The organism is Vibrio sp. MOR3, assembly GCF_001557775.1.
GTDB classification, from domain to species: domain Bacteria; phylum Pseudomonadota; class Gammaproteobacteria; order Enterobacterales; family Vibrionaceae; genus Vibrio; species Vibrio jasicida.
This window is the reverse complement of the sequence record NZ_LNRD01000009.1, coordinates 174,128-195,771: the sequence shown is the minus strand read 5'-3', so window position 1 is coordinate 195,771 and position 21,644 is coordinate 174,128. Positions and strand designations below refer to the sequence as shown.

The following is a 21,644-nucleotide window of genomic DNA, read 5'->3' as shown; positions in this document are numbered from 1 at the left end:
CTAAATAATAAGTCTAACAAACAGATACTTAAGCACTATTGTAGTGTCTATTCATAATTTTGTTATAAAGAGAATTATCATGCCGATGTCGCTCGGAAATGCCTTTATCAAGAACTTCCTTGGTAAAGCGCCTGATTGGTACAAAGTTGCCATTATAGCCTTCCTAATTATTAACCCGATTGTTTTCTTCTTAATTGACCCATTTGTTGCAGGTTGGTTGCTAGTAGCGGAATTTATTTTCACATTAGCAATGGCGCTGAAGTGTTACCCACTTCAACCCGGAGGCCTCCTCGCAATAGAAGCGGTTGCTATCGGTATGACTAGCCCTGCCCAGGTGAAGCATGAGCTAGTTGCCAATATCGAAGTACTTCTACTATTGGTATTCATGGTTGCGGGTATCTACTTCATGAAACAGCTTCTGCTGTTCATTTTTACGAAGATCCTGCTTGGTATCCGTTCTAAAACGTTACTTTCGCTCGCATTCTGTTTCGCTGCCGCGTTTTTGTCAGCATTCTTGGATGCGCTGACCGTAATCGCAGTTGTTATCAGCGTTGCCGTTGGTTTCTACTCGATTTACCACAAAGTGGCTTCAGGAAACCCAATTGGCGACCACGATCATACTCAAGATGACACCATCACTGAGCTAACTCGTGACGACCTAGAAAACTACCGTGCTTTCTTACGTTCACTGCTTATGCATGCTGGTGTAGGTACCGCACTAGGTGGCGTAACGACGATGGTTGGCGAACCACAAAACTTAATCATTGCTGACCAAGCTGGTTGGTTCTTTGGTGAGTTCTTGATTCGCATGGCACCGGTAACACTTCCAGTCTTCTTCTGCGGTTTGATCACTTGTGCAGTTGTAGAGAAGCTGAAAATTTGTGGTTACGGTGCACAACTGCCTGATAACGTTCGTCAAATCCTTGTTGATTTCGACCGAGAAGAACGCAAAACACGTACAAATCAAGACGTCGCTAAACTTTGGATTCAAGGTCTTATTGCCGTGTGGTTAATTGCAGCACTTGCACTACACTTGGCAGCAGTTGGTCTGATTGGCCTTTCGGTAATTATCCTCGCGACTTCGTTCACGGGTGTGATTGAAGAACACTCAATGGGTAAAGCTTTTGAAGAGGCCCTGCCATTCACGGCACTACTAGCGGTATTCTTCGCGATTGTAGCCGTTATCATTGACCAAGAGTTGTTTAAACCTGTTATCGACGCGGTTCTCGCCGTTGAAGACAAAGGTACGCAACTTGCGTTGTTCTATGTCGCAAACGGTCTATTGTCGATGGTATCGGATAACGTATTCGTAGGGACAGTCTACATCAATGAAGTGAAAGCGGCATTGATCGACGGTCAAATCACCCGTGAACAATTCGACCTACTTGCAGTAGCAATCAACACAGGTACTAACCTACCTTCTGTTGCGACTCCAAACGGTCAAGCAGCCTTCCTATTCTTGCTAACATCTGCACTGGCACCATTGATTCGTCTATCATACGGCCGCATGGTTGTCATGGCATTGCCATACACTATCGTACTTGCTCTTGTAGGTTTGATGGGCATCATGTTCTTCCTAGAACCTGCAACCGCATTCTTCTACGATGCTGGTTGGATTGTGCCTAGTAGTGGTGATCTAGCACCCGTTGTGTCAGGTGGACACTAAAAATATGAGTTGATTAGGAAACTTATCCACGTTAAAAAGCTCTGAGTAATCAGAGCTTTTTTATATTTCAGACAGGATTGAAACCCGTGACTATTTTCGCATCACTAAACCAGTTTTCGAAGGGACGCTTATCTTGGCTTCTACTTCTTCTTGCTATTGTCTTCTTTGAAGCCTGTGCCCTATTTTTCCAGCACGTTATGATGCTCGCCCCTTGTGTTATGTGTATTTATGAACGCGTAGCCATGCTAGGTATTGGGGCAGCTGCAATGCTCGGCCTTATTGCACCAAACAACCCAATAACGCGTTGGATTGCGCTTGCAGCTTGGGGAGCAAGTGCATATAAGGGTTTAATGCTGGCAATGCAGCATGTCGATTACCAATTTAATCCATCGCCGTTTGCTACATGCGATCTCTTTGTTACGTTCCCAAGCTGGGCGCCATTAAATCAATGGGCACCATGGATGTTTGAAGCGTATGGTGATTGTGCAAAAATCGTATGGCAATTCTTTGGATTATCGATGCCACAATGGCTCGTGGTTATTTTTGCCGGTAACTTGATCGCTTTTGCTTTCGTTCTTATTGCTCAATTTGTAAGCCCAAAAAGAAAGAACCCGATCCAATAACACGGTTCAATAACCAGGCGATAGTTATGAAAAAGCCGACCTCAGGTCGGCTTTTTCACGTCAAGTCAGCGAGTGAAATCTACTTCCCACAGCACTGCTTAAATTTCTTACCACTCTCACATGGGCATGCATCATTACGGCCTACACCTTTGAATGGATTTAAGCTCTTCGACTTTTTACCGACCATCAGCTCATCAGCGCCTAATGCGACTTCATTGATCATCAAGTCAAGCTGGTCCACAAAATCAGAAAGCGCAGGCGGTGTTACGATGCCAGCATCACGCATTTGTTGCTGTGTTTGCTCTTCATCAATCGCCAACATCATTGTCGTCAATAATGCTTGCAGCATGCGCTCTAAGCCATCATTAAGCGCAACGTCATGCCATTGTTCCTCAATGGTTGTCCATACAGACATAAAGCCTTCTGCAAAGTCTGCTAGCTGCTCTGTATTGCTATCTGTTAACTCTAGAATCGAGTATTCATTACGCAGGATATAGTTGTGCTGCTTGTGAATCTGTTCTTCTACTGCTGGTTGAATCGCTTTAAAACCCTCACCTAATAGCGGCTCTAGCCAAGTTTCTGGAGCTAAAGGTTTCGTCGTTAAGTTGGCTGCGAGTACCGCGCCTTCAATAAAAAGTGAAGACTCATCTAATTGGACTTCACCTTTTTCTATCAATGTATATTGCATGACATCTGGTTTCCCATGAATTTGGCGGCATTATACCTCAGAGCTTATACCCAAGTAACCTCGAGATGCTTGGGTATATAGAATGCAAGTTGATGTCACTCCAAGCGGATGACTCTTTTAATGACAAACTTCACTCACATCGCTACAATCGCCCTCCTTTTTCTCACCAAACTGTATTAGGCAAGCTATGCGAGTTGTATTAGGCCCGATGGAAGGGGTTTTGGACCATTTGATGCGTCAAATCCTGACTGAAATAAACGACTATGATCTTTGTGTGACAGAGTTTGTTCGTGTGATCGATCAGCTTCTTCCAGATCATGTTTTCCATCGCTTATGCCCTGAACTTCTGCAAGGCTCTCAAACTGCATCTGGTGTACCTGTCCATGTCCAACTACTCGGGCAAGAACCAAACTGGATGGCTGAAAACGCGATAAAAGCGGCGGAGCTTGGCGCGCGCGGTATTGATTTGAACTTTGGCTGTCCAGCAAAGTTGGTGAACAAGAGTAAAGGTGGTGCAGCCTTGTTACAGCACCCTGAACTCATCCACAATGTGGTTAAAGCATGTCGTGATGCCGTGCCTAATGATATTCCAGTGACCGCAAAGATTCGTCTTGGCTGGGAGAACCCTGAAGACTGTTTTGAGATTGTAGACGCAATTCAAACAGCTGGAGCGAATGAGCTCACGGTTCATGCTCGTACCAAAGAAGGCGGATACAAAGCTTCTGAAATTAAGTGGGAATACATTACGAAGATTCGTGAGCGTTTCGATATCCCATTAATCGCTAACGGCGAAATCTGGAATTATGAAGATGGCCAACGTTGCATTGCGACCACAGGCGTTGATTCTTTGATGGTATGCCGAGGTGCATTCAACATTCCTAACCTTGGAAACATGGTTAAACACAACCACCAGCCTATGCCTTGGTCAGAAGTGGTTGATCTATTGATTTACTACTCACAGTTTGAAATGAAGGGCGACAAAGGCTTGTACTACCCGAATCGCGTAAAACAATGGTTCTCTTATCTGCGACAAGCGTATCCAGAAGCGAAAGAACTGTTCCGAGAAATCCGTACGTTTAACAAAGCCGCCCCTATTGTCGAGTACATTCAACGTTATCGAGATGAATTGCACGCGCGCGTCGCTTAACCTACCGACATTAAAAAAGGGCGATGAATTCGCCCTTTTTTATGTCTAATTTCCAACAACAAATTGCTTAAGTCGCTTAATAACAGATTTTGTTCTTACCTGTACTTTTCGCTTCATAAAGCTTTTCATCAGCAAGCTTAAACAGCTCATCAAAACCTTCCAATTGAGCCGCAGACTTAAATTCAACCCCACCCGAAACCGTAAAGCCTCCGTCGACGATTTTAATGGAGTGTTTGGCAATCGCTTTTCTTACACGCTCTAAAATTCTTAGCATGCTGTCAAAGTCTTCATCATAGATAGCCAAGACAAACTCTTCTCCACCAAAGCGTGACGCGACATCGGAATGTCGAATGTTATCTCGAATACATTTGGCGACTAAGCGAATCGCATCATCACCTACATCATGACCATAAGTATCGTTAATCGCCTTAAAATCATCAATATCAAACACTGCTAAAGCAACGTGCTTTTTGGTCATTTTGTTTCGCCACACCGCTTGAATACCGCGGCGGTTTAATAGTCCTGTCATGGGGTCTTTAGCGGCCAATTCCTTGAAGTAACGGCGCTCTGTTTGTGTATTCACTAGGAACAACGCCACTGTACTCAAAACGTAAATAAAGAAAGCCACAGCCACACTGTATTTCTCAAACGCAATCAGGTTTTTAAATTCATCCCAAAGCTTGTATTCATAAAAAATACTGTGGTTAGCACTTAAACGGTCGTGCTCCACAGGTTGAATTCGCATTGCGTTTTGAGGTATCGGCGTGACGTTAGAAATAATATGCAGCTTACCCGCGAGATTCTCATTGGTCTTGAGGAGTGCATCGACATCAAAATCAATGGATAGAACCCCTTGATGAACAGCCTTCTCATAAATCGGCACTGTCAAGCTGATAACTTGACCATCACGACGTGCCAGCATCGGCGCAGGACCAGACATGGTGACTTTTACGGTTTCTTGAGCTGTCTTTTGCCAAAATGGTCGCGCTTTTAGCGTATTCCATAGCTCTTGGGAAAAGTTCTCTGCATAGGTATCTGGTGATGAGATAACGTAGCCACGCTGGTCGATATAGTGAATACCTATAATGTGCGATTCAATGTCATGCAGGAACGACAAAGACGGCGCAAAACCCGCTTTCTTTTCTGCCAAATTAAACAGATCAGAACCTTGCTCACACAATTCTTTTTGACCAACAATCATGTAATCCAGTTCGACCGCAGGTAAACCTCCCGAATGTTTATTTTCTAAGAGCAATACATCGATGGGCCATACGTAACACATGCCATTTCTTATCATATGGTTGTGTTCTTGAAACAAAGGATGGGCTGGATTTGAGTAATTAACAAAGCTGTAGTCTAAAGCGGTAAGTACTTTAATCGCTCGGTTAAGCGCGCGATCAATCTGCGCATATTCCAACGTAATGTAGCGATTCATTGCATCGTAATAGTTCTTCGCAGTCACGATCATGACTGCGATAAACAAAAATAGCGGGAAGAAGATGACAAACTTGAGGCTAAATCGCCTTTTATTACCCATTAAACACCATTGTTTCAGTTATTATTTGCCCTTCGACAGCGTAAGTTACCAAAGGGCTATTTATAGTTTTTCATTTATGTATTCATAAATTTTAATAAATCTGAGCTAACGTGTCACTCCAACTGCCATAATTTGCAGTTCATTGCTGGGATATTGACAGAAAAATGACGTTGCGCATCGATAACTTCACCATTGTCTAATAATTGATGCAAGTGCTTTGCATTTAAGCCAAGTTGCCATAAAGGTAAATTAACAATTTTGTCGTATTCGCTTAAGTTAAATGCCACAACTATTGTTTCTTCTTTCCACTGTCTGGCATACACCATTGTGCTTTTATCACAGTGCAACCATTGTATACTCCCTGACTGTAATGACCTGTATTTATTACGAATTCCAATCAATACCTGATAGAAAGGAAACCACTGAGAACCATCTAATTCCTCCCAAGGGAAGCAACGTCTATTGTCCGGATCTAAACTCCCTTCTAACCCCACTTCGCTACCATAGTAAAGGCATGGAGTACCGACATAAGTCATTAACAACAACAATGCCACTCGCATTTTTTCTTCATCGCCATTCAAAAGCGTCAGAAAACGGGCAGTATCATGGCTATCTAACTGATTAAGCTGAGAGAGTTGGTTTGCAAATGGGATTTTAGCCCGAGCTTCATCTATCCACTCTTTAAACTCCATGACATCAATATCAATTGGGTCATACATGATGTCTTGTTTGGCAATCAAAGCGCGAACCGGATGAGCAAAGCCGTAATAATTCATCGCGCCATCTTCTTGTCCCCCCTGAAGCCATTGTGTCGCTTCAAAGAAATGCTCCCCTAACACATAGGCATCGGGATTGACCTCTTTTGTGGCCTTGCGAAAAGCTTCCACATAGTGTGCGTTGTTCTTTGCGCCATCGCCCTCACCTAACATATGAATCACATCGAAGCGCCAACCGTCGACAGCATAAGGCGGTTTAAGCCAATATTTGATGACCGACTCTTCACCTTGGTAGATATGGTCACGAACTTGTTCATTCTCAAAGTTCAGAACCGGTAGATTGCCAATACCTTTCCATCCAATGTAATTGTTGGTTTGTCCCTCGAAGAAGTAGTAATCACGAAAGTCAGAATTTGGATTCCCATAAGCCCCTTGGTCTTCTTGTTTAAGATCAAACCAAGGGTGATGAACTGATGTGTGGTTAAACACCGCATCCAAAACAATCTTCATCTGCTTACCACGAATTTGCTCACACAACTGCGCAAACTGCTCATTCGAGCCAAACATTGGGTCAATCTTGAAGTAGTCTGTGGTGTCGTATTTATGGTTGCTTGGCGCTGTGAAAACTGGGTTGAAGTAAAGTGCTGTTACACCAAGTTCGGCCAAGTAATCCAGTTTTTTCTCTACGCCTTTTAAGTCGCCACCAAAGAACTCGCGCGCACCCGTATTTTTATGAGAACCAACAGGGTCTCCCCATGACTTAACCAGTGCGTCTGGGTCATAGGCAGCATAATCATCTTGGGTGACTTGCTCAGACCGACTTGAGGCAAAACGGTCCGGGAAAATTTGGTAAAAGACCTGCTCTTGTACCCAACTTGGCGGTTGAGATTGAGTGTTGAGTTTGAAGTGAAACTCTTTGGGCGGCATACGTTTATGTACACCTCTGCCATCGAGCCAAAACTGCTGCTTGCCTTTGAGCAGTTTGAAGACGTAGTGAGTCACATCACGGTCTTTATTTGACGCAAACTGAGCTTTCCAGAGAGTAAGCTCACCAGCTTCTCCGCTGCGTGACATGCTAATCAGGTATTCTTCATTATCCGGTTCACAACGAACGTGCACGGTATCAAAATCAGTGTTCTCGGTTTTCAGGATGACGGTTAGCAAATCGCCATCAAAAGTGAGGCCATCATCAGTTTGGCTATGGAAGATAAATGGAAGGGTCATGGCAAGTGCTCTTAGTATTGGAATATTCCACTATTTTAATTAAGAGTATTTACCGAAAAATCCTCCTTTTAAAACGACCATTCAGGTTATTTCTCAAGGAGGATCACGTTTGGTAGGCGTAGTTCTGTGTTTGCTTAGATTAGTTCAACAATAAACTGTCGTCCGCTAATTCCTCTCCTCGCACCTTTGAGAACATCTTTAGGAGATCCGGAACTTGCATATTGGCACGTTGCTCACCTGCGACATCAAGAACAATCTCACCTTGGTGCAGCATGACCGTTCTGTCACCACAAGCCAGCGCGTCTTTCATTGAGTGCGTCACCATCATCACTGTGAGGTTGAACTCGCTGACGATACGCTTGGTTAGATCGATAACAAAAGCCGCCATGCGCGGATCTAACGCAGCAGTATGCTCATCTAACAACAACAGCTTACTGTCTGATAGTGTTGCCATGACCAAACTCACGGCTTGACGTTGGCCGCCTGACAACAGACCAATACTGTCTCCTAGCCGGTCCTCTAAACCCAAACCAAGAATACTGATTCTCTCCTGGAAAAGTTTACGTCGTTTGGAAGAAATCGCCATTCCCCAACCACGACGCTTACCGCGCATGTACGCTAGAGCCATATTCTCCTCGATGGATAAGTCCCCACAAGTCCCTGCTAAAGGATCCTGGAAAACTCTCGCACACTGCGTAGCACGTTGGTCCACACTCTTTCGTGTTACGTCTTGCCCGTTGATAATGACTTGCCCACCAATCATCGGTGTTTCACCAGTCACCGCACCAAGCAGAGTCGACTTTCCCGCACCGTTAGACCCAATCACAGTGAGGAACTGGTGCTCAGGCACATCCAGAGATACGCCTTTTAACGCTCGGTTTTCCAAAATCGTTCCGAGGTTAAAGGTTACTTGAATATTACTTAACTCAATCATAGCGCCTCCCCTGAACCATTTTTAGATGCCGTTTGTTTGGCGTCATTAACGCGTTGTTTGGCTTTCATTTTTTGTTTTAGCTTTGGTGCAATTAGAGCTACAGCTACAAGCACCGCCGTAACGAGATTCAGGTCGGAAGCCTGTAAGCCAAACATGCCAGAGCTCAGAGCAAACGCGACAGCAAGTCGGTATAAAACCGAGCCAATAATGACCGCACATACCGCCACCCATATTTTGCGACCTGGAATGAGTGTCTGGCCAAGAATCACTGCCGCAAGACCAACCACTATCGTACCGACACCAGAGGTCACATCAGCAAAGCTATTGGTCTGAGCAAACAAGGCCCCAGCAAAGCCAACAAAACCGTTAGATAGCGCCAAGCCAAAGTAGGTGTAAAACCCTGTACTGGCTCCTTGCGCTGCAACCATACGCGCATTGACGCCTGTAGCCCTTAAACCAAGGCCAAAATCACTGTTCAGTAAACGCACCACAAACCAAGCAGAGAACAAGACCAGTACACCGACAACTAACGGCCGGATGTACATAGAGTCCCCTATGGCTTCAAACGGGGTAAGAATGGTGTCTTCACCTAGAAGGGCCATATTGGGCTTGCCCATGATGCGAATATTGATAGAGAACGCCGCAATCATGGTAAGGATGGAAGCTAATAGGTGAAGAATGCCACATCGAACCGCTAGAAAAGCCGTTACCCACCCTGTCATCCCACCAGCAATGACAGCCATTCCGGTGGCAATCCAAGGATTGATGCCCGCAACAATCGCAGTTGCAGCCACGGCAGCCCCCATTGGAAAGCTGCCATCAACACTTAAGTCGGGAAAGTCGAGAACACGAAAAGTTAGGTAAACGCCTAATGCAACCAAGCCATAAATCAAGCCGATCTCAAGCGCACCAAAAAAAGCAAATGCAGACATAACTGCTCCCTCTGCATAAATCAGGTCAGCATTTTACCAACCTGATAAGGACTCTTATTGCATGCTAGTTGCACGTTTCACTACAGCGCTAGGTAACTGTATACCGAGTTTGGTCGCAGCACCTTCATTCACCACTAAGTCAGAGCCCGTCGCAACTTTGACATCTAACTCACCCGGTTCTTTACCTTCTAATATCGCAGCAACATAATCCGCGGTTTGCACACCGACCTGATAGTAGTCAAACCCGAGGCTGGCAATGGCACCTTTTTCAACGTAAGACGTTGCACCACCAAACACTGGCTTCTTCGCCTGATTTGCCGCAACAATCATCCCTTCTATCGCACTTGCGACTGTGTTGTCTGTTGGCGCATAAAGCACATCCGACTTAGCGGCAATGGCTTGCGTCGCCGATTGAACATCCGCACTCTTCAATGCTGTCGCTTCCACGACTTCTAATCCATTTGCTGCTGCACTTTCTTTTAGCAGTTGTACCAGCGTCACCGCGTTTGCTTCTCCTGGATTGTAAACCACACCAATGGTTTTAGCGGCTGGGAGTATTTCTTGAATCAAAGCAACATGCTGTGCCACAGGTGATAAGTCAGAAAGGCCAGTGACGTTTTTCCCCGGCTGATGCATGGATTTCACAAGCTTTGCGCCCACCGGATCCGTTACCGCAGTAAATACCACAGGAATTGAACGTGTCGCTGAAACCAGAGCTTGAGCAGAGGGCGTTGCAATACCCACTAAAACGTCTGGATTCTCACCGACGTATTGGCGAGCGATCTGTACGGCAATCGCGGGGTTACCTTGGGCAGTTTTATAATCAAACTCGAGGTTTTTGCCCTCTTCGTAACCTTTGGCTTTTAGACCGTCTAATAAGCCTTGTCGGGTAGCATCTAACGCTGGATGCTCAACGATTTGGGACACCGCTACGGTTGCGGTGTTGGCAAACACGCTGGCGGAAGAAAAAGTCGCCGTAGCAGCTAAAATGGCGGTGGCTAGTAAACGTTTCGTTCTCATCATTACTCCTTGATGTCTCTTCATCCTTGTACCACGAGCGTTCGTAAAAATTATGATGCCAGCATGGTTATCAGAAGATGGGATGTCGTGTTTTCTGTGCACTTTTTGTGCATCTCGTTTTCATTATTAACGCTAACTCTCGGTAAATAAAAGTAAGATTTAACAACAAAGTAACATTTGTGATCGCGACGCCGCTATTAAAGATAGTTTTGACAGCCCAGAAAACGGTGGGATGGAGAAATGTAGAACAGACAGAAATGGAGTGACAAAGGCTCACTCCATTTTCATAACATTGACTTGAGGGTTGTTGTTGTCGAGATTAGAACCAGCGCTCCAGCGCAGTTTTATCTAACTGACGGAAAGCTCTGTTCAAGATAATCGCCAATTCTTTGTATCTTGGTTTTGCTTTTGCTGGCTCAAGTGCAAAGCCAGTCTCAGTGATCTTTTGATGCAGTTCTCGGTACCAAGACGCAAGTGCTGGAGGCAATTTGGTATTAGAACGACTGCCTAACCACCACATCCCTTGTAAAGGCATGCTGATGGCAAATAATGCGACGACAATGGCTTGCGGTAACGCATTGTAATTGTTAAAAGCCATTTGAGTGAGAACACTGATCGCCGCTACTGCCGGCATCACTTTAATGCCGAAACGCGTTGCTTTGATAATGCGTTGTTCGGGAAAAATGGCGGTCAGCTCTTTACGAACCGGCCAGATCTCCATGTAGTTTTGGCCATCTTTCAGGCTATGGAACAATCCGACTTTATTACTCATACCACTCTCTCACTAAAAAATAGTTGAACATTTCAACTGAAGGCGCAAAAAATTGATGAAAGTTAATATTCTTTCAAAATTTTTTTGTTATCATTGCCTATTATCGCTATCCTTTGCAGACCCTCAATCTCATTGTTGCCGTTATTTACAATTTAAGCAACTTGAGATTCCTATCTGCACGGATCGCATCATAGTGATGGATGGGTTCATCACTATTCTTTTATACGGAATTAGAACGATTTTTGACCAAGATTAGTACGCACCCTCGATGGTATCGTCTATTCTTGTGATTAATTTTTCATCCTTTAACTGATTTTGATCAGACGAATAACAGGTAGTCACACATGTCTAAGCTAGTTTTAGTTTTAAACTGCGGTAGTTCTTCTCTTAAATTTGCTGTTGTTGATGCAGAAACAGGTGCAGAGCACCTATCAGGTCTTGCTGAATGTCTTCACCTTCCTGAAGCACGTATCAAGTGGAAACTTGATGGTAAACACGAAGCTCAACTAGGCAACGGTGCAGCACACGAAGAAGCGCTAGCGTTCATGGTTGAAACTATTCTTGCTTCTAAGCCAGAGCTTAAAGCTAACCTAGGCGCTATCGGTCACCGTATCGTTCACGGTGGCGAACAGTTCACTCAATCTGCACTGATCACTGACGAAGTACTTAAGGGTATTCAAGACGCTGCGACTTTCGCACCGCTTCACAACCCAGCGCACATCATCGGTATCGAAGCTGCTAAGCACAACTTCCCAGAGCTTCAAAACGTTGCTGTATTTGACACTGCGTTCCACCAAACTATGCCTGAAGAGTCTTTCCTATACGCTCTTCCTTACAAACTATACAAAGAACACGGTATCCGTCGTTACGGCATGCACGGTACTTCACACCTATTCATCACTCGTGAAGTTGCAGGTCTACTAAACAAGCCAGTTGAAGAAGTTAACATCATCAACTGTCACCTAGGTAACGGTGCATCTGTTTGTGCGATCAAGAACGGTCAATCTGTAGATACTTCTATGGGTCTTACTCCTCTTGAAGGTCTAGTAATGGGTACTCGTTGTGGTGACATCGACCCAGCTATCGTATTCCACCTACACGATGCTCTAGGTTACTCTGTTGAAGAAATCAACAACATGCTAACTAAAGAGTCTGGCCTACAAGGTCTAACTGAAGTGACTTCTGACTGTCGTTTCGTTGAAGACAACTACGGTGAGAAAGAAGAAGCAACTCGTGCAATGGACGTGTTCTGTCACCGTCTAGCTAAATACGTAGCAGGTTACACGGCTTCTATGGAAGGTCGTCTAGACGCAATCACTTTCACTGGTGGTATCGGCGAGAACTCTGGCCCTATCCGTGAAATGGTTCTAAACCGTCTAGGTATCTTCGGTATCGAAGTTGATGGTGAAGCTAACCTTAAAGCTCGTTTCGGCGGCGAAGGTACTATCACTACAGCAAGCAGCCGTATCCCAGCAATGGTTATCTCTACTAACGAAGAGCTAGTAATTGCTGAAGACACTGCACGCCTAGCAGGTCTTTAATAGAATGAACTGGCTAGCCCTCGGCTAGCCAGTTTTTCTTCCAAACGAATTTCTTAGGGGCTCAACTCCTATTCTCTGAACCTCATGGAATAAGAGTTGAGCTTTTATCCCCCAATAGCTAAAGGTACTCTACGAATGTCTCGTACTATTATGCTTATCCCTGCAAGTGCTGGTGTCGGTCTAACTAGCGTAAGCATGGGTGTTCTTCGCGCTATGGAGCGCAAAGGCGTTAAGGTTTCTTTCTACAAACCAATTTCACAGCCACGTTCTGGCGGCGATCAACCTGATCTAACTTCAACAATCGTTGGTTACAACAGCGATATGAAGATCGGTCAACCTCTAGCGATGTCTGTTGCAGAAAGCCTAATCGGTAACGACAACATGGACGAGCTGCTAGAAACGGTTGTTGAACGTTACAACCAAATCAACAAAGACGCAGACGTGACGCTTATCGAAGGTCTAGTACCAACTCGTAAGCACCCATTCGCTAACCAAGTGAACGCGGAAATCGCAGCAACTCTAGGTGCGGAAATCGTTCTTGTTGCAACTCCAGGTACCGATAACCCAGCTCAACTTAAAGAGCGCATCGAAGTAGCATGTTCTAACTTCGGTGGTACTAAGAACAAGAACATCTCTGGCGTTATCATCAACAAGCTAAACGCACCTGTTGACGAAGCTGGCCGTACTCGCCCTGACCTATCTGAAATCTTTGACGATGCAGACAGCGCGAAGCAAAACGAAATGAAAGTGATGGAAATCTTCAACACTTCTCCAATTCGTGTACTAGGTTGTGTGCCATGGAGCATCGATCTGATCGCTACTCGTGCTATTGATATGGCTCAGCACCTAAATGCTGACATCATCAACGAAGGTGACATTGCGACTCGTCGTATTAAGAGCATCACTTTCTGTGCACGTTCTCTGCCAAACATGATTGAGCACTTCAAACCAGGTTCTCTACTTGTTACTTCAGCAGATCGTCCAGACGTTATCGTTGCAGCAGCGCTTGCGGCAATGAACGGCGTTGATATCGGTGCTATTCTATTGACTGGCGGTTACGACATCCCTGAAGAGATTTCTGGTCTATGTAAGCCAGCATTCGAAACAGGCCTGCCGATCTTCAAAGCACAAGGTAACACTTGGCAGACTTCTCTAAACCTACAGAGCTTCAGCATTGAAGTTCCTGCTGACGATAAAGAGCGTATCGAGTTCATCAACGAACACGTTGCGGGTCACATCGACGGTAACTGGATCGAGTCTATGACTGAGGGCACTCAGAAGTCTCGTCGTCTAAGCCCACCAGCATTCCGTTACCAGCTAACTGAATTCGCTCGTAAAGCAGGCAAGCGTATCGTTCTTCCTGAAGGTGACGAGCCACGTACAGTGAAAGCTGCAGCGATCTGTGCTGAGCGCGGCATTGCAGAATGTGTGCTTCTAGGTAACCCAGACGAAATCCGTCGCGTTGCTGAGCAGCAAGGTGTAACACTAGGTGCTGGCGTAACGATCATCAACTCTGATGAAGTTCGTGAAAACTACGTTGCTCGTCTAGTTGAGCTACGTGGCGCGAAAGGCATGACTGAAGTTGTTGCTCGTGAGAAGCTACAAGATTCAGTATTCCTAGGCACTATGATGCTTGAGAACGACGAAGTTGACGGTCTAGTTTCTGGTGCGGTTCACACCACAGCGAACACTATCGTACCTCCGTTCCAAATCATCAAGACTGCACCTGATGCGTCTATCGTATCTTCTGTATTCTTCATGCTGCTACCTGACCAAGTACTGGTTTACGGTGACTGTGCGATCAACCCAGATCCTACAGCGGAACAGCTTGCTGAAATCGCTATCCAATCTGCTGATTCTGCAGCGGCATTCGGTATCGACCCTCGCGTTGCTATGATCTCTTACTCTACTGGTGAATCTGGTAAGGGTGCAGACGTAGATAAAGTACGTGAAGCAACAAAACTTGCTCAAGAGAAACGTCCAGACCTAGTAATCGACGGTCCTCTACAGTACGACGCGGCTATCATGGAAAACGTTGCTGCTTCTAAAGCACCAAACTCTCCAGTTGCAGGTAAAGCGACAGTATTCGTATTCCCAGACCTAAACACTGGTAACACGACTTACAAAGCGGTACAACGTTCAGCAGACCTAGTTTCTATCGGTCCAATGCTGCAAGGTATGCGCAAGCCTGTAAACGATCTATCTCGCGGTGCACTAGTAGACGATATCGTATACACAGTTGCTCTAACTGCGATTCAGGCAGATCAAGCTGACCAAGCAAAAGAAAAAGCAGTTAACTAATTAACCGCACCTTTCTGAATGAAAAAACCTCGCCACGGCGAGGTTTTTTATTTCATGTTGCTATACAAGAATCGGGTCCATTGGACGATTCAATTGATACTGAACGTTCAAATTCGTATTACTCGATCCGATGTCCCTATACTTCCAACGCACACCTTCATTGAGCTGGCGAGCAACAACGGACTCTACGGTAAGCAAGTTATCATTTTCTATGATGAGTCGATCGCTATCGCTACCACTTGAGGCAGCGCGATAGTGCGTCATGAACCAATCTCGTTTCAACATGTATTGACGCGCGTGGCCAAACTCATGAATAAGCCCAACCGCTGGTGACTGCGTCCCTCTAGATACATTGTTATTTGGCACACGACTGCGTCCAACGGGTTTATTGCGCTTAATGTCGTTTACATTCAAGCTATCAAAAGGATTCCAAGTCACCAAACTGCCGCGAACATTGCAGCCTGCTTGTTTTACGATTTCTGCAGGAAAAAAGCTGCTGGTAGTATCAGTTGTACAAAGCAACGTGACCTCTTCGCCTCCCGAAAGAAAATCTAATAGTGCTGCCGCCGCACTAGATTGACGTAAATAGGCCACAGCGTCGTTATATTTAGTGATAGGTTGTTCCACGGTTTTCCATTTAAAGCCCGTCCCTTCGACCACTCCTGGAAATACAGTAATCATATCGTTTCTTCCTTGTTCAGATTCCTAGCGCTTGGAACGAAAGCCCAGCACTTGGTGAATCAGTATAGAAAAAGGAATGAGTTTTACTTGATTGATAAGTACAGATTGGAACCTAGCTCGCGACCTAATAAATTGTTTTTGCATCAGACGGTTATTTGTTCTAAAGCGCCAAATAGACAAGCCCACCCAAACAAACCGCACTCAACATAGGTGGAACAACCTTAGCCCACAGTTGACGAGCACCTATCATGAGTACCATCCCCATCTTAACAATGGTATTCACTGACGCCGCGATAAATATCCCGAGCACAGCAACCTCTATCGCCAATGACTGAGTACTTTGACGCCCTAAAGTCAGTGAAATGGCATCAACATCCGTAATCCCTGACACCGCAGATAGAACTAAGATACCCGCACTACCAAACCAATCTGAAAGCGCATGAGATAACAACATAATGATCGCTAATACAACACCAAAGAACAGTGCCGATTGAAGCGCCAACGGGTTAGTCTGTTTGTTCGATTGCTCTATTTTCTCGACTTCACTTCGACGCCACATCCACCAAGCCGGCAAATAAAGTGCAATCATCATGACCAAGACTATCGGCCATAACAGACTGACTAATTGAGGATTGAGAACAGATAGGACAATCAACAAGCGAGGAAACATAGTGCCGCAACTCAACAAGATTCCGCTTGCGAGCAGAGGGCTGATACCTTCCTGCTCACGTGAAAGATGAGAGAACTGCAACGTAAGTGCGGTAGAAGAACTTAAGCCAGCAAAGACAGACGTAAACAATATGCCCCGCTTCGCTCCGCCGATCTTAATCGCGAAATAACCGACAAATGAAATACTGGCGATCAGCACCACCATCCACCAAATCTCATAAGGATTCAGTGCCTTCCAAGGACCGTACGCTTGGTTAGGTAGAAGAGGCAATAAAACGATGGAAATAAGCAGAAGACGCATCCAACTCATATTCTTGTAAACGCTGCAACGCTTGATGAAGCTCTTTCTTATTGTCCAGCACAACTGCAGTGATAACTGCCGCCGCTGCTGCAAGAACGGCCTCACCAGAAACAGCCAGGCTACCGAGTACAAACGTAATCACTAAACTGACCACACCTGTAATGCTGATGTCCTCGCTCTTTTTTTGCTGAATCACAAATGCAATACAAGCAAGAATAACCAAAGCAATAAGAGCAAAGCCAAGTAACAAAGGCGTGTAGATCTTAGCAAGAATACCGATCAGGCCGCCAAGTAGCCCCACCAAAGAGAAAGTGCGAATCCCCGCAACTCGACTGCCTTCAACACTGTTACGCATTACCCAACCGCGTTGGGTTCCGACAATTGCACCTAATAACAGGGCAATAAACAGATTCCAAATTAGATGCTCACCACTGACAAACTCATTGATATCCATTTCCCACCTCACAAAAGATCGGTTTCATATCATAAGTTTAAGTCGTTTCGCTCCTAATGTTGTGAGTATCTCCATAAAAAGCAAACTATAAACTAGATTTTCTTCTGCAAGGATAATGAGCTAACGAAACGCCCTGTCGCACGCCATATAAATAATGTCATTGGCCCACTAACAAGGCCGTCAATCATGTAGTGCCACCCTAGCGAAAATGAACCAACAAAAATAATGCTAGCGAACAAGCCAAATAGGATACCTAGCTTTTTATTTACCTTATTCATCCCAAGCATCATTAAAACCGCCATCGATACATGCATACTTGGCATTGCTGAAATACCGCTTCCAAGCATTTCTTTCCCGTTGGCATAAGCGTGCCATAGGTCATCTTGAGTTTTGAGTGCCATTACTCCAGTTAGTTGATGTGACTCCAGCCAAAGGTTGTGTTGATTCAATATAAACATCAGTGCGTCATAATCATGGTTAGTTGGGTTTAGTCTTGCGGTAAAGGCAGGCCCAGCACACGACAGGGTCATTGCGACAACCATACCCAAAATAGTCCAACAAAGTATCCAGCTTAATAAATATTGTGAACGAAGAACTGATGGCCTAAGAAGAAGGAAATAGCTTAGTGTTCCCCATAGAAGAAAAAACCAAATTTTATAGCTATAGTTGATGGCTAAAATGACATATGGCGATGTAAATATTGAATGAAAAACAAGCCAAGGTTCGTGCCCACCAAGTAACCAGAAGTCGAGATCGTGAAAGAGAAGGTCAAACTCAAAAGGATGAACAAGAGGAATTAAGCCTTTCATGGTCGAAAAGCTTGAAATAAACACACTAATTGCAGTTAGCAAGACAAAAGCTGCACACAGCCTAGCACGATGATTAAGCGCAACTTTCAGAAGATTCAAATAGCATTGGATAGGTCTAGGCTCGCGGCGTGCCGCTAAAATAAAAAAGTAGCCAACACCAACAACAGAGAGCGTAATAAGCACAACGAATGGCATCGCATACATATAGGCAAATAGTGAAATATGATTACTGAAACCATTCAAGTGGGCAAATGTAGTTACCGTAAGCGTAACGATTCCAATCAAAAAATAAATTGGGTAATCGCCTTGTATAAACTTTAAAATTGACGTTAATTCACGCTTAAGCTGTGAGCTAAAAGCTGATAAAGATTGAGTAGCAAAGCTGTTCACTGTAGGTATCTCACTAAAAAACAGCCGACCACTATACCACCCGCAATATTACGGGCAGAAACCATATAGGACAGCTGTTCAGCTTCGCTTCAGAAAAGTCCAATTAAAGAGTTTTCTACTGCAATTTATAGCAAGCTCAAAACATCTCGCCGATGTGGTGAATCCAAATCTAGTTCAGGGCCTTTTGGTACCACTTGCGTAGGGTTGATACCCGTATGACTGAAATAGTAGTGACGCTTAATGTGGTAGAAGTCTGTAGTTTCTGCCACACCTTCTACTTGGTATAGCTCTTTCAAATAGCCTTGAATGTTTGCGTAGTCGGCAATGCGTTGTTTATTACATTTAAAATGGCCTACGTATACTGCGTCAAAGCGAACAAGAGTCGTAAACAAGCGCCAGTCGGCTTCGGTGATTTTGTTGCCCGCTAGGTAGCGATGCGTCGCAAGATGAGCATCGATTTTATCCAGTGCTGCGAACAATGAATCAAACGCCTCTTCGTACGCCTCTTGCGTTGTCGCAAACCCACAACGGTAAACACCGTTATTCACGTTCGGATAAATGTAGTCGTTCCACTGGTCGATCACACTTTGAAGTTGCTCTGGGTAGTAGTCATCTTTGTTCCCCGTTAAATCGTTAAACTCGGTGTTAAACATTCGGATGATTTCAGACGATTCATTCGACACGATGGTGTTGGTCTTTTTATCCCATAAAACCGGAACAGTAACGCGACCTGTGTAATCAGACTTGGCTTGAGTGTAGATTTGGTGCATTCGAGTATGACCAAACAGTGGCTCTGGCAACCCCATCTGCCAGCCCTCACTTAGCATATCTGGGCAAACGACCGTGACGTCTATGTGTTTTTCCAAACCTTTGAGTTTGCGGAAGATCAGTGTGCGATGTGCCCAGGGACAAGCAAGCGAAACATAAAGGTGGTAACGGCCTGACTCAGGTTGGAATGTTGCATCCGGTTTATTCTTTACCCACTGGCGAAAACCCGCATCTTCACGAACGAACTTCCCACTGCTTGATTTAGTGTCATACCATACGTCTTGCCAAACGCCTTCAACTAACTTACCCATAACTGCTCTCCTCATATCTTGTCTTCTACTATATTAGCGATTCATACTGAGCTTAGAATCCGTTCACTTAGTACATCTTGTTCAAGAATTTCGAATGAACTTAAACCAACAAAAATCGTAGGCATAAAAAAAGCGCGACCCTATAAAAGGAGCCGCGCTTAAGCCCGTCACAGGCTGAATTAGATTATATCGCTACGTTCAAACAGGAAACTGCGTGAACATCAGAGCCTTGGATATTTGGTTTAGTCTTCGAGCACTCATCCGTCGCTTGTGGGCAACGAGTGCGGAAAACACAACCTGATGGTGGGCTAATAGGTGACGGTAAGTCCCCTTCTAGCATTTGAATCTTTTTGTTGCGTTCTAACTCCGGATCAGGAATTGGAACCGCTGACATCAAGGCACGAGTGTATGGGTGCTTTGGATCGGCAAATAAAGCGTCTGATTCACCGAGCTCAACCGCATTACCAAGATACATAACCAGTACACGATCAGAGATGTGCTTTACAACGGACAAATCGTGCGCGATAAATACCAAAGAAAGACCAAGCTCTTTTTGTAGCTCTTTCAGTAGGTTAACTACCTGAGCCTGAATCGATACATCAAGCGCCGATACTGGCTCGTCACAAATGATCATCTTAGGCTTTAGGATAAGAGCACGAGCAATACCGATACGCTGACACTGACCGCCTGAGAATTCGTGTGGGTAACGGTTGATCACGTTAGGTAATAGACCTACCTTCGCCATCATCTCTTTAACGCGGTCTTTCACTTCTTGCTTATTGAGTTCTGGGTAGAATGTCTCTAGCGGCTCAGCGATGATGTCGCCCACTGTCATTCGCGGGTTTAAAGAAGCCAAAGGATCTTGGAAAATCATTTGGATTTCTTTACGCGTTTCGCGGCGTTGAACGTCTTTCATTTTCGTCAGGTCTTGACCCAACCAAACCACTTCACCGTCGGTAGCTTCAACAAGACCAATGATCGCGCGAGCAAACGTAGACTTACCACAACCAGACTCACCTACTACACCAAGAGTCTCGCCTTCGTACAGACGAACATTTACGCCGTCTACGGCTTTTAGGCTCGAAGGCTTTGACCAAGGCCACGCTGATTTCGATGCAATGCTGAAGTGAACTTTCAGATCAGACACATCCAGAATTAGTTTTTTATCTGTACTCATTTGCTCCAAGCCTCCCATTCAGAAAAACATGCACGCTGACGACCATCACCAAATGGTGTCAAGATTGGTGCTTCGCGTTTACAACGATCCATCACGCGGTGGCAACGCTCTTGGTAAGGGCAACCAGGTGGCAGACGCAGTAAGTTTGGCGGGTTACCTGGAATTGTTGGCAGGATCTCGCCTTCTGTATCTAGACGAGGAATCGCTTTTAACAGACCTTCCGCATACGGGTGGCTTGGGTTGTAGAAAATCTCGTTTACTGTGCCGTACTCCATAGTTCGACCAGCGTACATTACGAGTACTTTGTCACAAGAGCCCGCTACAACACCAAGATCGTGCGTGATCATGATAATTGCGGTATTGAACTCGGATTTAAGCTCGTTCAACAGATCCATGATCTGCGCTTGAACCGTTACGTCCAATGCCGTGGTTGGTTCATCCGCAATAAGCAGTTTTGGACGACACAGCAGCGCCATGGCGATCATTACACGCTGACGCATACCGCCTGAGAACTCGTGTGGGTACATAGTGATACGCTTGCGAGCTTCTGGAATTTTTACCGCTTCAAGCATACGAACAGACTCTTCGAACGCTTCTGCCTTGCCCATACCTTTGTGTAGCATCAGAACTTCCATAAGCTGATCACTAACTTTCATGTATGGGTTAAGAGACGTCATTGGGTCTTGGAAGATCATCGCGATCTGTTCTGCTCGAACCTTGTTCAGTGCTTTTTCTGGCAGATTAAGGATCTCGTTTCCTTCAAACTTCGCGCTACCAGAAATGATACCGTTCTTCGCTAGCAAACCCATGATAGCGAATACGGTTTGTGATTTACCTGAACCCGACTCACCTACGATACCTAGGGTTTCACCTTGGTTTAGAGAGAAGTTCAAATCGTTTACTGCGGTCACGATACCATCTTGAGTGGTAAATTCTACGCGCAGATCTTTGACATCTAATAAACTCATCATTGCTTCCTTTAT

17 protein-coding genes and 1 pseudogene are annotated in these 21,644 nt (G+C 45.1%); 5 read left to right on the top strand and 13 right to left on the bottom strand.

Going from position 1 to position 21,644, the window contains the following annotated elements; translation table 11 throughout:
- Window positions 1-79 precede the first annotated feature (79 nt).
- Together nhaB and dsbB are read left to right on the top strand one after the other, a co-directional pair.
- Window positions 80-1,666: a Na(+)/H(+) antiporter NhaB gene (nhaB, locus tag ATB76_RS17755; protein ID WP_038881618.1), complete on the top strand. Its 1,587-nt coding sequence runs from the start codon at window positions 80-82 to the stop codon at window positions 1,664-1,666.
- Between the two features lie 86 nt (window positions 1,667-1,752).
- Window positions 1,753-2,289 (top strand): disulfide bond formation protein DsbB, encoded by a 537-nt coding sequence (gene dsbB, locus ATB76_RS17750; RefSeq protein ID WP_038881615.1) that lies wholly within the window; start codon window positions 1,753-1,755, stop codon window positions 2,287-2,289.
- Between the two features lie 79 nt (window positions 2,290-2,368).
- Here dsbB and ATB76_RS17745 read toward each other — a convergent pair whose 3' ends face one another.
- Window positions 2,369-2,977 (bottom strand): SEC-C metal-binding domain-containing protein, encoded by a 609-nt coding sequence (locus tag ATB76_RS17745; RefSeq protein WP_038869417.1) that lies wholly within the window; start codon window positions 2,975-2,977, stop codon window positions 2,369-2,371.
- Between the two features lie 187 nt (window positions 2,978-3,164).
- On the opposite strand from ATB76_RS17745, the gene dusC reads away from it, so the two are divergent.
- Window positions 3,165-4,124, top strand: a complete 960-nt coding sequence (dusC, locus tag ATB76_RS17740) for a tRNA dihydrouridine(16) synthase DusC (RefSeq protein WP_038869415.1) — start codon at window positions 3,165-3,167, stop codon at window positions 4,122-4,124.
- 76 nt (window positions 4,125-4,200) lie between these two features.
- On the opposite strand, the gene ATB76_RS17735 is transcribed toward dusC, so the two are convergent.
- The 6 genes from ATB76_RS17735 to yfbV all read right to left on the bottom strand — a co-directional run bounded on the left by ATB76_RS17735 (window position 4,201) and on the right by yfbV (window position 11,259).
- Complete coding sequence (locus tag ATB76_RS17735; protein ID WP_061035823.1) at window positions 4,201-5,661, bottom strand: GGDEF domain-containing protein; 1,461 nt, start codon at window positions 5,659-5,661, stop codon at window positions 4,201-4,203.
- 113 nt (window positions 5,662-5,774) lie between these two features.
- Complete coding sequence (gene malZ / locus ATB76_RS17730) at window positions 5,775-7,601, bottom strand: maltodextrin glucosidase (protein WP_061035822.1); 1,827 nt, start codon at window positions 7,599-7,601, stop codon at window positions 5,775-5,777.
- A gap of 139 nt (window positions 7,602-7,740) precedes the next feature.
- Window positions 7,741-8,535 carry an ABC transporter ATP-binding protein gene (locus ATB76_RS17725; protein ID WP_061035821.1) on the bottom strand — a complete coding sequence of 265 codons (795 nt, stop codon included), beginning with the start codon at window positions 8,533-8,535 and terminating at the stop codon, window positions 7,741-7,743.
- Window positions 8,532-9,467, bottom strand: a complete 936-nt coding sequence (locus ATB76_RS17720) for an ABC transporter permease (protein WP_038881609.1) — start codon at window positions 9,465-9,467, stop codon at window positions 8,532-8,534. The genes ATB76_RS17725 and ATB76_RS17720 overlap by 4 nt, the downstream gene beginning before the upstream one ends.
- Window positions 9,468-9,521: 54 nt before the next feature.
- Complete coding sequence (locus tag ATB76_RS17715; RefSeq protein ID WP_038869404.1) at window positions 9,522-10,487, bottom strand: ABC transporter substrate-binding protein; 966 nt, start codon at window positions 10,485-10,487, stop codon at window positions 9,522-9,524.
- A gap of 319 nt (window positions 10,488-10,806) precedes the next feature.
- Entirely contained in the window at window positions 10,807-11,259 is a 453-nt protein-coding gene (yfbV, locus tag ATB76_RS17710) for a terminus macrodomain insulation protein YfbV (protein ID WP_038869403.1), read from the bottom strand.
- Between the two features lie 344 nt (window positions 11,260-11,603).
- Between yfbV and ATB76_RS17705 the strand changes: the two genes are divergently transcribed.
- The gene (locus ATB76_RS17705) at window positions 11,604-12,800 is read left to right on the top strand and encodes an acetate kinase (RefSeq protein ID WP_061035820.1); all 1,197 of its coding nucleotides are present in this window, start codon (window positions 11,604-11,606) and stop codon (window positions 12,798-12,800) included.
- 135 nt (window positions 12,801-12,935) lie between these two features.
- Entirely contained in the window at window positions 12,936-15,101 is a 2,166-nt protein-coding gene (pta, locus tag ATB76_RS17700; RefSeq protein WP_038869401.1) for a phosphate acetyltransferase, read from the top strand.
- Window positions 15,102-15,161: 60 nt separating this feature from the next.
- Here the strand turns inward: pta and ATB76_RS17695 are convergent, their stop codons facing one another.
- From ATB76_RS17695 to ATB76_RS17670, 6 genes and pseudogenes are all read right to left on the bottom strand, one after another.
- The gene (locus tag ATB76_RS17695) at window positions 15,162-15,782 is read right to left on the bottom strand and encodes a hypothetical protein (RefSeq protein ID WP_005439641.1); all 621 of its coding nucleotides are present in this window, start codon (window positions 15,780-15,782) and stop codon (window positions 15,162-15,164) included.
- 160 nt (window positions 15,783-15,942) lie between these two features.
- Window positions 15,943-17,206 (bottom strand): annotated as a pseudogene (locus ATB76_RS17690) (MgtC/SapB family protein).
- A gap of 92 nt (window positions 17,207-17,298) precedes the next feature.
- Window positions 17,299-18,405 carry a phosphatase PAP2 family protein gene (locus ATB76_RS17685; protein ID WP_038881604.1) on the bottom strand — a complete coding sequence of 369 codons (1,107 nt, stop codon included), beginning with the start codon at window positions 18,403-18,405 and terminating at the stop codon, window positions 17,299-17,301.
- Between the two features lie 125 nt (window positions 18,406-18,530).
- The gene (locus tag ATB76_RS17680; RefSeq protein ID WP_061035819.1) at window positions 18,531-19,484 is read right to left on the bottom strand and encodes a glutathione S-transferase family protein; all 954 of its coding nucleotides are present in this window, start codon (window positions 19,482-19,484) and stop codon (window positions 18,531-18,533) included.
- A gap of 184 nt (window positions 19,485-19,668) precedes the next feature.
- Window positions 19,669-20,661 carry a murein tripeptide/oligopeptide ABC transporter ATP binding protein OppF gene (oppF, locus tag ATB76_RS17675; protein ID WP_061035818.1) on the bottom strand — a complete coding sequence of 331 codons (993 nt, stop codon included), beginning with the start codon at window positions 20,659-20,661 and terminating at the stop codon, window positions 19,669-19,671.
- Complete coding sequence (locus tag ATB76_RS17670) at window positions 20,658-21,629, bottom strand: ABC transporter ATP-binding protein (RefSeq protein WP_038869383.1); 972 nt, start codon at window positions 21,627-21,629, stop codon at window positions 20,658-20,660. Before ATB76_RS17670 ends, oppF begins: the two co-directional genes overlap by 4 nt.
- Between the last annotated feature and the right edge of the window lie 15 nt (window positions 21,630-21,644).